This window comes from Akkermansia sp. N21116 (assembly GCF_029854705.2).
Lineage (GTDB): Bacteria > Verrucomicrobiota > Verrucomicrobiia > Verrucomicrobiales > Akkermansiaceae > Akkermansia.
Window position 1 is genome coordinate 955,326 of record NZ_CP139035.1, and the last position, 15,427, is coordinate 970,752.

General features: G+C 47.8%; 12 protein-coding genes and 1 tRNA gene. 8 read left to right on the forward strand and 5 right to left on the reverse strand.

All coding sequences use genetic code 11. The features are described from left to right. Positions 1 to 376: 376 nt before the first annotated feature. Positions 377 to 3,514: an autotransporter outer membrane beta-barrel domain-containing protein gene (locus tag QET93_RS03445; protein ID WP_280131420.1), complete on the forward strand. Its 3,138-nt coding sequence runs from the start codon at positions 377 to 379 to the stop codon at positions 3,512 to 3,514. A gap of 341 nt (positions 3,515 to 3,855) precedes the next feature. Here the strand turns inward: QET93_RS03445 and QET93_RS03450 are convergent, their stop codons facing one another. The 3 genes from QET93_RS03450 to QET93_RS03460 form a co-directional block, all read right to left on the reverse strand. Beyond that, on the reverse strand, positions 3,856 to 4,002 hold the full coding sequence (locus QET93_RS03450) for a hypothetical protein (RefSeq protein WP_280131421.1): 147 nt from the start codon (positions 4,000 to 4,002) through the stop codon (positions 3,856 to 3,858). A gap of 134 nt (positions 4,003 to 4,136) precedes the next feature. Beyond that, a tRNA-Asn gene (locus tag QET93_RS03455) sits at positions 4,137 to 4,211 on the reverse strand. A 182-nt stretch (positions 4,212 to 4,393) separates the two neighbouring features. Continuing rightward, positions 4,394 to 5,041, reverse strand: coding sequence for an outer membrane beta-barrel protein (locus QET93_RS03460; RefSeq protein WP_280131422.1), 648 nt, complete (start codon positions 5,039 to 5,041; stop codon positions 4,394 to 4,396). Between the two features lie 672 nt (positions 5,042 to 5,713). On the opposite strand from QET93_RS03460, the gene QET93_RS03465 reads away from it, so the two are divergent. Next, complete coding sequence (locus tag QET93_RS03465; protein ID WP_280131423.1) at positions 5,714 to 7,054, forward strand: hypothetical protein; 1,341 nt, start codon at positions 5,714 to 5,716, stop codon at positions 7,052 to 7,054. A gap of 9 nt (positions 7,055 to 7,063) precedes the next feature. Here QET93_RS03465 and QET93_RS03470 read toward each other — a convergent pair whose 3' ends face one another. Beyond that, positions 7,064 to 8,272 carry an ATP-binding protein gene (locus tag QET93_RS03470; protein ID WP_280131424.1) on the reverse strand — a complete coding sequence of 403 codons (1,209 nt, stop codon included), beginning with the start codon at positions 8,270 to 8,272 and terminating at the stop codon, positions 7,064 to 7,066. A gap of 209 nt (positions 8,273 to 8,481) precedes the next feature. Beyond that, positions 8,482 to 9,489: a hypothetical protein gene (locus QET93_RS03475; RefSeq protein ID WP_280131425.1), complete on the reverse strand. Its 1,008-nt coding sequence runs from the start codon at positions 9,487 to 9,489 to the stop codon at positions 8,482 to 8,484. 98 nt (positions 9,490 to 9,587) lie between these two features. Here QET93_RS03475 and QET93_RS03480 point away from each other — a divergent pair, with 98 nt between their 5' ends. From QET93_RS03480 to QET93_RS03505, 6 genes are all read left to right on the forward strand, one after another. Further along, entirely contained in the window at positions 9,588 to 10,442 is an 855-nt protein-coding gene (locus QET93_RS03480) for a hypothetical protein (protein WP_280131426.1), read from the forward strand. Positions 10,443 to 10,444: 2 nt separating this feature from the next. Further along, positions 10,445 to 11,071 (forward strand): glycine zipper domain-containing protein, encoded by a 627-nt coding sequence (locus QET93_RS03485; protein WP_280131427.1) that lies wholly within the window; start codon positions 10,445 to 10,447, stop codon positions 11,069 to 11,071. A gap of 100 nt (positions 11,072 to 11,171) precedes the next feature. Then, positions 11,172 to 11,513 carry a hypothetical protein gene (locus QET93_RS03490; RefSeq protein ID WP_280131428.1) on the forward strand — a complete coding sequence of 114 codons (342 nt, stop codon included), beginning with the start codon at positions 11,172 to 11,174 and terminating at the stop codon, positions 11,511 to 11,513. 42 nt (positions 11,514 to 11,555) lie between these two features. Next, on the forward strand, positions 11,556 to 12,725 hold the full coding sequence (locus tag QET93_RS03495; protein ID WP_280131429.1) for a hypothetical protein: 1,170 nt from the start codon (positions 11,556 to 11,558) through the stop codon (positions 12,723 to 12,725). A 47-nt stretch (positions 12,726 to 12,772) separates the two neighbouring features. Next, positions 12,773 to 13,687 (forward strand): nucleotide exchange factor GrpE, encoded by a 915-nt coding sequence (gene grpE / locus QET93_RS03500; protein WP_280131430.1) that lies wholly within the window; start codon positions 12,773 to 12,775, stop codon positions 13,685 to 13,687. A 49-nt stretch (positions 13,688 to 13,736) separates the two neighbouring features. Beyond that, entirely contained in the window at positions 13,737 to 15,422 is a 1,686-nt protein-coding gene (locus QET93_RS03505) for an Hsp70 family protein (protein WP_280131431.1), read from the forward strand. The last annotated feature ends 5 nt before the right edge of the window (positions 15,423 to 15,427 follow it).

A 15,427-nucleotide genomic window follows, 5' to 3' on the forward strand; every position in this document is an offset into this window, starting at 1 on the left:
AATGCATCCTGAACGAAGTCCTGCGGACTTGCGATAGAGTTCGCGTGTGGATGGACGAGTATTCATTCCCTTTTACTTTGCCGAATATCATCGAGCGGAGGGGCTTTTTTTGTATTGATTGTTAATTGCTTGTGTGTGAGGCAAAGGGCCGAATTAGCGGATTTGGAATCCGTTTGTCAAGACTGAACTGCCATTTTTTGATGCTTCGTTTGATTTACCCCGTTATTGACTGATTTCCCCAATGAATTTCTTCATGCAGTTAAGTTTGATTAATTTATAATACTTTATATGTAAACGTATTATATTGGAAACGGATTCCAAATCCGCTATGAAGGCCTTTTCATTTTATCAGTAATAATCAAAGAAGGGAATTTCGATGAAATTAAAACTTTTTCTCAAGAGGCTATTTCTTTTTTCCAGTCTTCTGCCTTTGTCCGCCCGGGGAGGCGAAGCACGGGAAGAGATTTCGGCAGGTGTTTACGGTAATGAACACGTAGAATTTTTTAGGGAAGAAGATGTCACCTATCTCCTCACCGGAGATGGGACGGTATCTTATGAAGGCGTATTTACTCTGGATCGTTATTTTCAGCCGCCAATAAATGGAGATAGACAGGGTGTCTTTGGCGCGGAAAGCGTTCATTTTACCAGTGAGGATAAAACTTCCCTGAATTTCTACTGTACCGGTTTTGATCCGGAAGCTTTGAAAAATCCTACGGCATGCAGGTCTTTTGTCTATGTACAGGAACGACAGAATGCACAGGTTGCTTTCCAGAATTTAGGGGATCTGACATTTCGTTCCGATGACTTGAATATGATGGGTATTACTTCCGGTAAGAATGCGGGAGACTATATTCGGATCGTTTCGTTCGAGGATGTAGGAAATATCAGCTTCCAGGGTTTGAGCTCCGGGGGAATTTACATCATGAGTTCAAACCATGTGTCCTTTACTAATACAGGGGATATCTCCTTTACGGATATGAATGGTTCGAACGATTACAAGGGGGCCATTTTCATCAATCAGGGGGAAACATTTTCCGGAGCAACCGGAAAGGGAGATATTTTCTTTGATACGACGGGAAATATTACATTTAAGAATTTGCGTAAGACGTCCAGCTATATTGCCGCCGCCGGTATTTACACAGGTGAAGGCAGTGTATCGTTCAATAATACGGGAGACATTCTGTTTGAAAATAATGAAGCTCTGCAGGGGGCAGGGGGGATCAATGTGTATGATATGTATGGACGCGGAGGAATGCTATCATTTACTAACATCAATGGCTCCATTGTTTTCAGAAATAATGCGGGGAAGAGCACATCGAGTCCGGCAGTAGTCAAGGGTGTCGGAGCTATTCTGGCGAGAGGTTCTTTTCTGCTTTTAAATGCGGGGGAAGTTCTGTTTGAGGGCAATACGACCGACGTGGTTTCGGCGGGAGCGATTTATGGAGATTTGAGAGATGGAAACTCCCGTTCATTCACCATGTCGGCAGACAGGGGAAATATTACGTTCATAGGCAATGCAATCCTGGACCAGCAGGATGTCTGGCTCAGGGCGGTGCGGCTTGATTGTGCGGCGAGTAATGAAATCAACTTCCGTGCACAGACAGGCAGGGAAATTACCTTTTACGATGGCATCGATATTAATGGAGGAGGGACGGGCTTGCTCAGCGGATCTCCTACGCTTTATATCAACAGGATTCCGAATCAGGAAGAACGGGAAAAATATTACGCAGAGGGGGGACATTTCGGAGGGAGCATTCGCTTTACCGGGATCAAAACGGAAGAAATTTTAAAGGAAAGACTGGGAAATGGAGATTCCGTTTCTTTGAAGGAGATGGTTGAAAAATCCCGGAAAGTCGATGTGGATGCTCATGTTTCCGTGGAAGGTGGTACGCTTGCCATCGAATACGGCATGGTTCTGGATAATTCCTCAAGCCGGACATTGAAGCCTTCCTTTACCTTGAAATCCGGTATACTGGAAATGACTTCGGGTGCGGCCTTGAATAGCAATAAAGTAGTCGTTTCCGGCCGGGATGCCGGATCTATTCTGCGTATTGGAGGAACTCCCGTTTCAGCTCCTGAAGGAATTTTTGAACGTCCTTCCCTGAAAGTTTCTACATTCGATATTTCCCGGGGGTTTAACTGGGATCTTATGCCTTTCCTGGCGACAGGGGACAGTGGCATGGAGATTCAGGTTGGCTCATCCTTCAAACTGGGCGGAACCATAGGAATCATGGATACTCTGGATGGCTATGCCGATAAATACTGGTCGGAACAGAGAGAATTCTCCTTGTTTAGTTTCGATGGGGACACCTGGAAACGTAAAGACGGCGATCCGGAGAGTCTGGTTTCCAATACGACCGGCACATCGGAAATTGATTCTGAATATACGTACAAGGGAATCTGGAACTACGAATGGCAGGATACGGATAGCGATGGTACTCCAGATGAACTCGTTGCCGTCTGGAGCCCCAGGGAAGGTGAGGATCCAGTTGATCCGATTGATCCGGTAGATCCGGTAGATCCGGTAGATCCGGTAGATCCGGCGAAACCGAGCAAGGCTTTTCCGGACAGGCGTGGAGAACTGGCACTCAATTCCCTCTGGAGTTCCGCCTCGAATATTGCGGCCTTGGGCAATACCGCTCTGGGGCAGCTTTCGGATATTCGGTTGAGCAATAAGTTGTCTTCTCGGATCTGGGCCATGGGTCTGGGAGATTTTGCCCGGCGTCATTCCAGAAGCGGGGTAGATGGTTATGACTACGACGGGGGAGGATACTCTGTCGGCATGGATTCCGATTTTGGCAGTGACAAGGGAGTTTGGGGTATTGCCTTCGGGCAGATTTACGGTCATAGCAGGAGCAGAGACTACCAGTCTAAAACCGACCAGCGTACCATGATGGGGACCTTGTATTGGGGCAAGCTCTTTCCGGTTGATGAAAAGACATGGTGGACAGCGAAGGCAGATGTTTCCTGGGGATTTACGGACAACTGCATGAAGTCTGTCTTTACCGGTGGTCTGAATGCCCATGGAGACTGGAATAACAGAACATGGCTTGTACAAACGGAAATTTCCAGAAGTTCGGTGCTTTCCGGGCAGTGGATCATATCTCCGTTCGTACGTCTGGAATTGACGCGTGGCAAGGAAGACGGCTTTTCAGAAGACGGAAGTTATGCCCGGTGTTTCGGAAGTGCTCGCCTCCAGCGTTTCACGATTCCCGTCGGCGTGTCTGTTAGCAAGGCTGTGACTTGTTATGACAAGCCCTGGCATCATACTCTGAGATTATCTTACGCAGGAGATGTCGTTCGAGATATTCCGGAAGCCGGCGTTTATAGCTTCTATAGTGATTTTTCCTGGACAGCCCGAGCCGTGAAACCTTCCCGGCACGCTATGCGTGTTGAATACGATACTCTGCTCCAGTGGAATGAGCGTTGGAATTTATACGCCGGATACGGATTGGAACTTCGGGATCGTTCTACCTTGCATCAAGTTCATGCCGGAGTATCCTGGGCATTTTAAGATTGTTTCTTTCCTTGAACAACCGATATATAATATGAGCTTAATCTTTTGATGTCCGGACAGAATCATCCCGGCAACATACATTGTTGCCGGGATGTGTTTAGAGTAAATTGGATGTCGTAGTATTCATTGTAAATGGATACAATTTTTGCATTTTCTTGAAATACAGGCTTTCCTGCTATAAATAAAAACGGGCGGGGGTAATCGTCCCTTCTGCAGCTCCTCCTCCAGATCTCCAGTCGTAATGCTTTCATTCGGACCATCTGTGGCCGCATCCGGATATGGAGCAGCAGAACGTCAAAAGTCATGCAGCGCAAGCCTCCCGGCGGCAGGAGAGGGCGTTATGCCGACAATCTGAATTCATTCGGGGAACATCCTGTATTTTTCTCGAACATGCGGTTCAGATAGTGAGGGTACTTGAACTCCAGTTCCTGTGATCTGCTTCCCTCGAAATAGAAATCCAGCAGGCGTTCAAACGTCGTCAGCACATCCCTGTTCAGCGACCGTCAAAGCGCGTGCAGTGGTTCAGGAGGATCTCGATAGTGATGTTCCAGATATGGAAAAAGGCTGAAACAGGCAAAAGAAAAGAGCCTCGATCCTTTCGGAATGAGGCTCTTATTAGTGGCTCCCCCGGTTGGGCTCGAACCAACGACCTAGTGATTAACAGTCACCCGCTCTACCGCTGAGCTACAGGGGAGTTACGTCCTTGAACGCGGAGCGTTTATATACGTATTCGTGTTTTTTGCCAAGAATAATTTTGTATGAGAGACGTTTTTTTTGAGACAAAGGGTGTAAATCCTTCTGAATACCTTTTATTATCAAAAAGAAAGGGCTACCATTATGGTAGCCCTTTCGAAGTCAGATTGGATAAGGAAAGCCTTAGAAGTTCCAGGAGAACCCGGCTTCGATTACATGATAGGGATCGGCATCCTGAATCTTCAGCATTTCGTAGCCGATTACGAAGTCGGCGGAATCGCTGATGGAGAATTTGAAACCGGCGTTGGCAGTCCAAGTAAACTTGGTGTCGGAGTCCGTGTTGCTGTGGCTGGAACCAGGCGACTTGAAAGTAAGTTTATTATCGGTGAAGGATACGCCGCCTTTGGCTCCGATGTAGAACAAGGTAGAATCGGAAAGGGAGACATTGATGTTGTATCCGAGCAGAACCGGGATGGCGGTCAGGCGGGATTTCAGGGAGTCAATGCCGGGGAAGTTTTTGGTAGAGACGTTTTCAGAACCTCCAAGCATACCCGTCGTCAACGAAATTTCATGAATGATCTGGTCGCCTTCGATGTAGTTCTGAAGGCCGATGAAACCACCTGCGATGTTGGGAAGTTCGTCATCGGAAGCCCAACCGTAAGCGCCTTTAATGGTCATGCCGAAGGTGGAATCGTACTTTTGGGTGTACTGACCGCAGGAAACTCCGGTTCCGGAGTCGGTGTACTTGGGGACGGGAACGGCAGCCTGTGCCGGAACGAATCCCAGTGCGAGGGCAAGGGAGGAGTAACGGAGGAATGACATGGTATTCATTTCGTTGTCTGGTTAGTAGTGTTTTTCTGGAGAGGGTGTCTCGTTATGGTGATTGACCTGTCACAACCTGAGGTATCGCCCAGTTGCCGAAAAGAACGGAATGTCAAGGACGGCAAATTAGCTGGTTCTTATGTCTTGGTTGGGGGTAAGGTCAATGACAGGGCGCCTGCCAGATGGAGTTTTTGCTACGCAAAAACGCAACAACCTCTCACAGGCGGTTATCATATACTGCATCATTACTTGCAGGGGGCGGTCTTGTCCATAAAAATTTTCCGTTTTGAGAGGAGAATTTGCTGATGAAGGGCCGGATGCCTGCTGAGAGGAGTACTACGACGGTTGCGAAGCCACTAAGACGGGAGGCGCTTTATAAAAAGTGAGAATGAATACCAGAAAGAACAAAGATCAATGTTGAAGGATCAGAAAAAGGAGATCTTTGTCAAAATCGTTGAAGCTTTCCATCTCCCGGGAGCCCTTACAAGAAACCCTCTTCAAGTATTTCACTTAAAGAGGGTTATTTGGTACGCACGAAAGGACTCGAACCTTCACAGGGTTGCCCCCACTAGAACCTGAATCTAAACACTTTCATTCATTGTAAGTAATTTATGAATATGTCCCCCAGTTTGTCCCCTAATTCGTCTTGAGATTTTTTCTCTAAACTACTATCTTTGTTACATGAAGAGGAAACATGCCAAAGGACAATATGGCGGCAAAGTCAAACTCACCAAAGTTCAGAAGGCAGGTCGCCCTCCAGTCTGGCGGCTCCGTTTCGTTGACAAGGATACCGGGGAATGGAAAGAACGCACCTTCCGTGATTACGATGAAGCCCGGGCTCTCTACGATATGCATGACAAGGGGCATATCGACGATGCCCTGACAATATTCAATATGGTCGCAGAAAGTGAATCTATAGTCGAAATGTTCGCTATCCGCCTGTGGAGAAAATTTGGAAGGGATAACAACCTTCTGCAACATACACTTCAATATTTGTACCAACATGAAGATCCTGAAGAGGTAAAGGCATTTGCAACTGACCTCCTTTCGTGGTGGAAAGATGCGCTCACGGATACCAAAGAGCAGGAAATCAAGGATTTACTCGGATCGCAATTAAGCGTCATTGCTGACAATGTTGACATTACTACCCCACAACCGTTCCCTGTGGGCGTTTCCTTGGAAGAAGCCATGGCGCAGTATCGAAAGGAGAGGCAGCTGATGCTGGATCGGGGACAATGCCAGCCGGCTCACCATAAGAACGTACTTCATGAACTCGATAAATGGCAGCAAGGCTGGGCCAACCGGGAGTTGTCATCAATTACCGCTGCCGAAATCAATGACAGACTGGATTCGTTTCGGTATCAGGGAAAGCCCCTCTCGAATACCAGTAAATACAGGTACCGGGGTACGCTGAATGCCTTTTTCCTCTGGGCCATTCAGCACGATTTGATTCAGAAAAACCCAGTCGCTTTGACTGTAGCTCCTTCCAAGAACCACATCTCCATTGGAATTCTTGCCCCGGATGAATTCCGTAAATTGCTTGAGTCAGCATTGAAATATGACCGTCCCATGCTTTCCCGTATTGTTCTACAGGGATTGTGCGGGCTAAGACGTTCAGAGGTGGTTCAGTACAAGGGCAAACCGGATGGACATGACGATATCTTTGTTTCTCGTGAAATCGCGAAAGGTCCCAAGGGGAAAACGAAGGATCGTTACATACCCACCTCTCCGCAAATCAAGGCATGGCTGGCCGTTGGCGAATGGGAGCCAATGACCCGGGATGACGAACTCAGATATGGCTATCGCCTGGACCAGCTGGCGCTCAAAGCCGGCATCACGATACCAAAGAATGCGTTGCGACACTCATTCGCGTCTTATCAGGCCGCTCTTCATCCCTTGCCGGATGTTGCCCGCTGGATGGGACATAGTGGAACACAAATGACGGAATCTCACTACAGGCAAGGAGTTCCCGGCAAAGATGCGGAAGCATACTTCTCCATTATGCCGGATAGGGACAACTGATATTTGTCTCTATAATTCATTCAAAAGAAATTCTTCCAGATTCATGTGGCGGATGCCCTCCTGATTATCGCCCAGAATTATATCGTTGAGCGTTACCACATACTTGGGATAATTGTCTTGAACAGCCAGCAGATTCCCGAACTCCCGGGTGGCCGTCTTCTCATCAGCAACACTCAGACTCACCTGGACATAAAGTTTGTCTCCCGACTTGTCGGCAACAAAATCAATCTCCTGCTCCTTCAGCTGCCCGACATGGACGGAGTAGCCCTGCTGAATCAGATGCAGGTAAACCGCATTCTCCATTACCTTGTGAATATCCCGGCGGAAATTGAAGCCCCGGATGGCATGACTGATGCCGATATCCTCGAAGTAAAACTTTTCTCCCGTTTCGAAAATCTTCAAGCCCCCCACCTCGGCACGGGAAACCCGGTGAATCAGATAGGCATTGCTCAAGGCCCGCAGGTAATTCAGCGTCACCTGGGGAGACAGATCCACCCTCTGCGACTTCAGAAACTTGCTGATATTATTGGCTGAAAACAGATTGCCGATATTGTCGGCCAGATAGGCCACGAGATCTTCCAGAAAATGCACATTGCGTATCTTCTCCCGGGCTACCGTATCCTTCAAAAGAATGGTGGAGTAGACGGAACGCAGATACTCGAAAGGAACATCGGCTTCCAACCCGATATGAGCCAGATAAGGCATACCGCCAAACGTCAGATACTTCCTCAGGCTCTCCTGTCCGGCTTCCAGACGATGGAAGGTCAGGAATTCCCGGTAACTCAAGCTGTGAACATCGAAACTTACGGAACGTCCGGCCAGGTGAGTCGCCAGTTCCCCCGAAAGCATTTGAGCATTGCTGCCGGTGCAGAAAATATCGCACTTCTCCTCGGCCAGCAGACTGCGCAGGCAGAACTGGAAACCCTCAATCTCCTGCACCTCATCAATGAACAGGTAATGGGACCCCGGCTTGTTCAGAAAAAGTTTCAGATGATGTGACAAATCCTCATGGGTACGAATATCCCGGAATTGCTCCAGCTCCTTGTTGATGGAAATGATGTGCGCCTCCGGATCTTTCCTGCGAATTTCCTCCATTACCTGTCGCAGGATAAAACTCTTGCCGATACGACGCTGCCCGGTAAGAACCTTGATGATGTTCTTGTCGATAAACGGAGCAATGCGCTCGGTATATTGGGGCCGCGGAATAAGAGTTGTCATTTTTTTCTCCTTACGATTGATAAAATAGTCCAGTCAAATAATTTTATCAACCATAATTGAAATATTTCCCATCTTCGCATCATCTATATGTGACGGTTTCATTATCTGCCGTCATGTACTCATGACTCCACTATATGCTCTTCACCATCAGGTAAGGTACCAGGAAAAGCACTTGCGTTCTGGTTTCGCATACCGAGTCCCTTGCCTTACTATTTAGCTTCTCGCCAGAACGCAGCAGCATCTTTTCGCAGAACAGGAGCCATATAGCGGCTTCTCAGTAATGAGGTATCACGGTGTCCCATTTCCATCTGTAACTCCGACAGGTTTCGGAAATAAGCAGCGTGATAACTTGCAAACGTGTGGCGACAAATATCAGGCACCCAGTTACTCTGGAAACCGGCAGCTCTGCGCAAAGCTTTCCATTTGCGTTTCCAATTTTGAGGAATATAGCGGTCTTTCTTCCTGATATTGTGAATCCCTCTTAGAGGTACGGCTCTGCCGCCGCCAGTCTTACTGACGGTAGACCGCACGATTACCAGACGCTCATCCCACTGGAAGTCAGTTTTCTGCAAACGGCTTACCTCAGTCGGCCTGATTCCGGCGTAAAGCATCAAATTCAAGGAAAAACGCATATTCCTGAATTCGGGGCGTGTAGCTGCTTCCTTCAGTTTTTCCACATCCTCCAGGGAAAGCGGCTTAATGTATCTTTCTTTTATCTTGGGCACTTCAATGCGGACTACCGGGTTTACATCACACCATTCCTGGCGAATACCGTAAGTAAATATGCTGTGAAGAATGACGCGCCCCTTCGTATAACTGCTTGGACTTGAACCGAATGCCGTCTCTAAAATCTTTTTGCATTGAACAGGAGTCATGGAACGCAAAGGCAATTGGGCAACGCCCTCGACACGTAGAATCCGACGGACGAAATGGCGCAAGTCTCTTTTCGATGACGGTCTCAGATCCTTCCGGGCATCGACACTTGCCCAGGCTGCTACTTCCAAAGTGACTGTATGAGAGGCAGATTTTACAACGGACACTCCTTTTTGCAACGTGTTGCGGAGAAGAACAATCAGTTCTACCCGGTTGAGCCCCCGAGCCAAATTACCCAGATTTTCAATAGCTTCTAGTATAAGACGAGCCAAATCGCACTGTGTAAGGTCAACCTTCTTCAGTAATTCTTTTGCAATGAGATTTTCAGTGAGTTCTTCATTCATAATGCTGATGTCAAAAAAAAAAATCAAAATGATATTTTTGAAATAATTGGGAAGGATTTAAGGGGATTTTTTTTCTCTGATTCTTCCGTGAATTATGGATGAAATTGTCATGGATTATTCCTGTTAATGTTTGGTTATCAAAGTACAAACACGGAATCAGCATTATGAATGCTGTATCGTGTTCTTCAGTAAGAAAATTTATGGGATCGGGTCAACTGGTTAAATGTATTTGCAATCAAACGCATGGAGGCGATGTGTGCAGCCATTGCGGCTTGCCCCATTCTACAGCTCGTTATCTCTCACGAACCGGTCCTCTGCTGCCGTTCTTCATTCTGGCCGGCATGGCTGCTGTCTTCTGTTTTAACCACTACAATATTGCAGATCGACTGAACAGGCAGATCGAGGAAACTCAGGAGTTCATTCCCATAATTCTTAGCCCGGCAACTCCACTTTCCTCTAAACCAGATCCGAAACCAGATCCGAAACCAGATCCGAAACCAGATCCGAAACCAGAACCGAAACCACTACCCCCCGAATTACTGGAAAAGAAGGCCTATCATATGCTGTACCTTCTGGTCGGTAGGTATCCTGAGGGAGAATCCATTTCTACCATGTTTTCGGAAGAAATCCTTAATATGTCATTGGATATCAAAACATCCCGTGACGATATTCTGGAAAGTATGAACAGGTTCCTTGCCAGATTTCCCGTACGCGTTGTCAGGCTAACCTCCTTAGGAAGAAAAGACCGGATGTTGGAAATAAATACCAGACGAATCTTTCTGGATGCAGACGGAGCGCGGCTGGATGTGTATGGCAAAACCGTTGTCATGCTGGATGCGGAGGGTCAAATCACAGGATTGTCTGATGACATTCAGGATACTCCTGCCGAACTAAGCAAAGGTTTCACTCCCATTGAATACTCTCGACAGAAAACTATCAGCAACAACCAATAAACATGAATAACAAACATTACTTCAAGAAAGCATTCGTATTACTCATGGAAGCCAGTGTACTAACCTCCGGTGTGAGTTCCTGTGCCAACATGTCAGATACAACAACGACATATGCTCAGGCTACGGGAATAGGGGCGGCCAGTGGAGCTGGCGTGGGAGCTCTGGCAGGTCAGGCTATAGGAGGCGATACCAAATCTACTGTTACCGGAGCCGCCATTGGGGGGGTTATTGGCGCAATCGCCGGCTGGTTCTGGGGGGATTCCGTCGTTCAACAGAAAAAAGAATACGCCAGTGTAGAAGAGCAGATAAGACACAGCAATCAGGTAATGGATAAGCTCATTACACAGACGAAAGCCAGAAATGCGGAATTGGCTCAGGCTATTGCCAATCTGAAGAAAGAAAACAAAAATATTGCCTCTTCTGATGTCAAAACCAAATCACAGAAAATGGCCAAGGAAGTAGATGGCCGCATTTCTATTCTCAATGAGGAGGTGACCTTGGCCCGAAAAGCAGCCAATAATGCCGACCGTAACCAAAGAATTGCTCTGCAAGGTAAGATCAGCACACTTAATAAAGAAATCAAGTCTCTGGCAAAACACAAGAAAGCTCTTTCTACCCTTTCTGCATAAAAGCCAAAAATTATTTACCGGGCTTGACTCCACCAGGCCCGGTAAAGACACGAATCTTATATTTCCGAAAAAATTTCCATCTAATTAACCTACCTTTCTTATGAACACGAACAATCACCTCTGTCTAACAAGCGTTTTTGTTGTCACTTGTACCTTGCTATCCTCCTGCAGCACTACCGGAGATCCCACCCAAGGAGGTATTTTCTGGTCTCCCGATAAGGCCATGGAGCGCCGTCAAAGTCTACTGTCGGAACAGTCGGTCAAACAAGCGGCATACAATAAGATAAAAAAGACGACAAGTGGTTACGCTAATACTCGAGACGATCTTCTGAAAAAACGTAACGAGTTGCAAGCCCGTAAGGAAGCCTCTTCCTCACTGCAGGATAAGGAATCAATTAACGCAGCAATCAAAGATATTGAGGCTGAACTGGGAAATATGTAGCCAGCTTCCTCATTGCGTTTGTCTCCTACGTGATAACGGTACATGAATAAACCGTCCAACATCAGCTTTGGCCGTCTCGCCTTTGTTCTTCTTATCGGCGGTTCGTTGCTGTATAGTTTTATCATCTCCGGTTATCTGGAGGAGGAGACGCGCAGAGTGGTAGATATCTCGATCGAGTACGGTTTCTACGCAGGATACAGTCTGTGGGTACTGGGAATGGTTCTGTCCAATATTCTCTCGATCAACCGTATTACACGCCGCAAATATGCCGGAAGCAAGGGGCTGAACGCTGCTCTGCAAATCTGGTCGCAAACACTTCTGGGAGCCGGTAAAGCCAGCATCATTGCCCCTGTCATCGTTTACCGGGCCATATCTGGTCAGGGGAGCCTGCTGATCAGGCTGGTATCTATGGTGGAAGTCTACATCATGCGCCCGATCGTTTCTCTGGCTGTTCTGGCTGCATATGCTCTCCTGTCCGCACTCTTCATTCTTCCTCTGTCTTTCTTCAAACTGCAAACTTCCCGTTTTTCCGGCGAAGAAACGAATGAAAATGGGGTCCGCATGCTGCCTGTCGCCTGTGTAGCCGGCTCGGATACAACAAGGACTTCCCTTTTGCGGGCCCTTGTTTCAGCTCTGGGCAGCGTATCCGTACCCCGGTGGTACACGTACGATACTCCTCGTATCAATTCCACCCGCACTCAACCCAGATACAACTACGGCGAATTGTTACTCAGCCGCAAGAGAAATGATAAACAACCTGCACTCTGCCTGCAAATTTGCGATTTCGAAGGAAGCAATGCTGCCTCTATTAACTCGTTGGATGCCATGCCTTTCTACTCTCTTCTGCAAGGGACCGTTCTTGTGGTGGAAGAAACGGCTGGCAGTACCTCATTTGCGCAAGCCTTCGATAAGTGGCATGAACTGATGAGCACGGCCTACAAAGCAAGATTGCAAAAGCTTAAATGCGCCGTGGTCATCCGGTCGAATGGCAAGACTCTGCCCTTTGATGGAGCATGTGAGCTTGATGCCGGTGCGGATCAAGCCGCCTGCCGTCATTTCCTTCATGACCTCCAATGGGCTGATGTTCTCGGAAAAGCCGCTCTTTTTCGAAATACGGCATTTTTTTCCATCTCCTCCAGCGATCAGGAATTGAACGAATGTCCCGGCGTTTACGCTCTCGCCAAATGGCTGTTACAAAATATTCCCGGCTGATCCCGCACTTATCTTTCCTTCTCCCTCAATTCATACACACCACCATCATGACTAATCAGGATAATCCAGAAGACCGCATCAGCGAATGCATATTTGAATCAGCTGAAGAAAATATCATAATAGAAAATTCCGGTACGGAAGGTTCTTCCGTTCCGGAAACCGCTCCGGAGCAGAAGGATCAACCGGAATCTCCACAGGAAATGGAGCCGGAAGAAGGCCCCGTCTCCGAAGTCGAGCTGCGGCAGGAATTCACGCCGGAGAGCAAAACCGGATTAGATGCTGAAGTGGAATCCTCACCAGAGTCTGCTCCTGTAGCCGTGCCGAAGGAAATTGCGTCAGATACTCATTCGGAGACAAACCCTGAATTGGAATCCTCTCCGGAAGCTGCCCCGGATTCTTCTTCTCAGTCCGTCATTGAAGAGCCAACCCCTCACCAGGCGACAGCTGACCAGACTCCCATACTGAATATCCTGACCACCCTGCAAACTCAAATATCCAGCCTTCAGGAAGAGTTCAACAGCAAAATGCGCTATGACGCCTCCAAAAAGGAAATCATTGACAGACAATATCAGGAACTCGATGCCTACCACCGTGAAATACATGAAAAACTCAGTAAGGCTATCGTGATGGATCTTATTGCTGAGATCGATGGTGCGGAACGAAGCGCCGAACATTACAGCGCTCTGGAAGCCACCCCGGAAAACTATGCTAAACTCAAGAAACTAGTTCTGGCCCATGCCGAAGACCTGCGCGACTTGCTCGAAAACAACGACATTAATTCCTATCGCACCGAGGCAGGGGTCGCTTTCAATCACAAACGCCACAGCGTACTCAAAACCGTTGCGACCGACGATCCTTCCCTGGCCAAAACCATCCAGGCCTCTTTGCGCTGGGGATTCGAAAAAGACGGAAGAGTCATCCGCCCCGAAAAAGTAGCCGTCTACGTACTGGCAACGGAATAATCACTTTTTCCTCTGTCATCTATTCCATGACATCATAACTATTTTCATTATGAGCGAAAACACTAAAATCAAAGTATACGGTATCGATCTGGGTACCACGTATTCCGCTATTTCCCATGTGGGCGATAGCGGCAATGTTGAAATCATCAATAACCCGGACGGCGGTTCCATTACAGCTTCCGCCGTCTTCTTTGAAGATGGCAGTATTGTCGTCGGGGAAGGAGCCAAGGAATCCGCCTATACCGATCCGGATAACTTTATCCACCTGATCAAGCGTGAAATGGGAACAGCCTGGCGTAAAACTTTCCTGGATAAGGAACATTCTCCCGAATCCATTTCTTCCCTCATTCTTAAATACATGGTGAAAGGCGCTGAAATGAGCGGCCACGAAGTAAAGGATGTCGTCATTACGTGCCCAGCCTATTTCAATGAAGCCGAACGCATGGCTACGAAAGCAGCCGGCGAACTGGCAAAACTCAATGTACTGGCCGTTGTGGACGAGCCCATTGCCGCAGCTATTTCCTACGGAATGGGGATAGCCGGAAACGATCAGGGAGAAACACAGGAGACAAGGCAGATCATTGTCTATGACTTGGGCGGCGGTACGTTCGACGTGACCGTCGTGGAGATTTCTCCCAAGGGAGTAAAGGTCATTTGCTCCGATGGAGACCACAAGCTGGGGGGGGCTGACTGGGATGCCGCTCTGCGTGACCTATTGCTCGAAAAGCTTCTCATTGAAAACCCCGAGGCAGGCGACCTGATGGCCGACCCGGAAACCAGGGCTGCCTTGATCACGACAGTGGAAAAGACAAAAATGAGTCTCAGCCAGAAAGAAACAGCTACCGCCCGCATTACCTGCTGCGACGGCAGCAAGAGCAAGGTGAGTGTGACTCGGGAGGAATTCAATGAAGCGACTCAGCCTCTGCTTAACCGTACGATAGAATTCACGGATGCCATGATTGCCATGGCTCGTGAAAAAACAGGTGTGGAAAAAATAGATGAATTCCTGCTGGTCGGCGGTTCTACCTATATGCCGCAGGTGATGGAGATGGTTAATAGCCGCTACAAGGACACTTTGAGGGTAGAGCCCAAACTGTATGAGCCCAATCATGCTGTTTCCAAGGGCGCTGCCCTCTATGGGAATAATAAGGCTATCAGGGATCTTTATGAAAAGGTTCTTAAAGACCTGAAAGAAGCAAATCCCGATACCCCGACTGGAGAACTCGAAGAAGAGGCAAATAAGAAAGTCGCAGACGAATTTTCGTTGGCACCTGAAACGATTGAAACTGCCGTTAACACCGAGATGATTACGGTGGCTTCCAAAAGTATCGGTATTCGGGTGAAGAACAAGGAAGGTAAATTTGTCTGTTACAACCTGATCGAAAAACAGAATGAAGTTCCTTGCAACAATACTCAAACTTTCCCTGTTTCTGCCGCTAATGCGGCCACTCTGCCTCTCATCGTCTATTCCAATAACATTGTAGGAAAACAGGCGGATCTGGACTGTTGCCTGGAACTTGGCAAAGCAACCATGGAATTGACTCCCGGCTTGCCCGCAGGGGCTCCTATTGAAGTAACATTCGCTCTGGATCCTGAAGGCCGGCTCGAATTGACTGCCCGGGATGTTACCAATGACAAGAAAATTGTTGTGCCCTTCCAGGTAGAAGGAGTCCTCAGTGAAGAAGAACGGAAAAAACTGGAGGAAGTTGTAGCCGATCTGGAGATGGCCGATTAACCAAC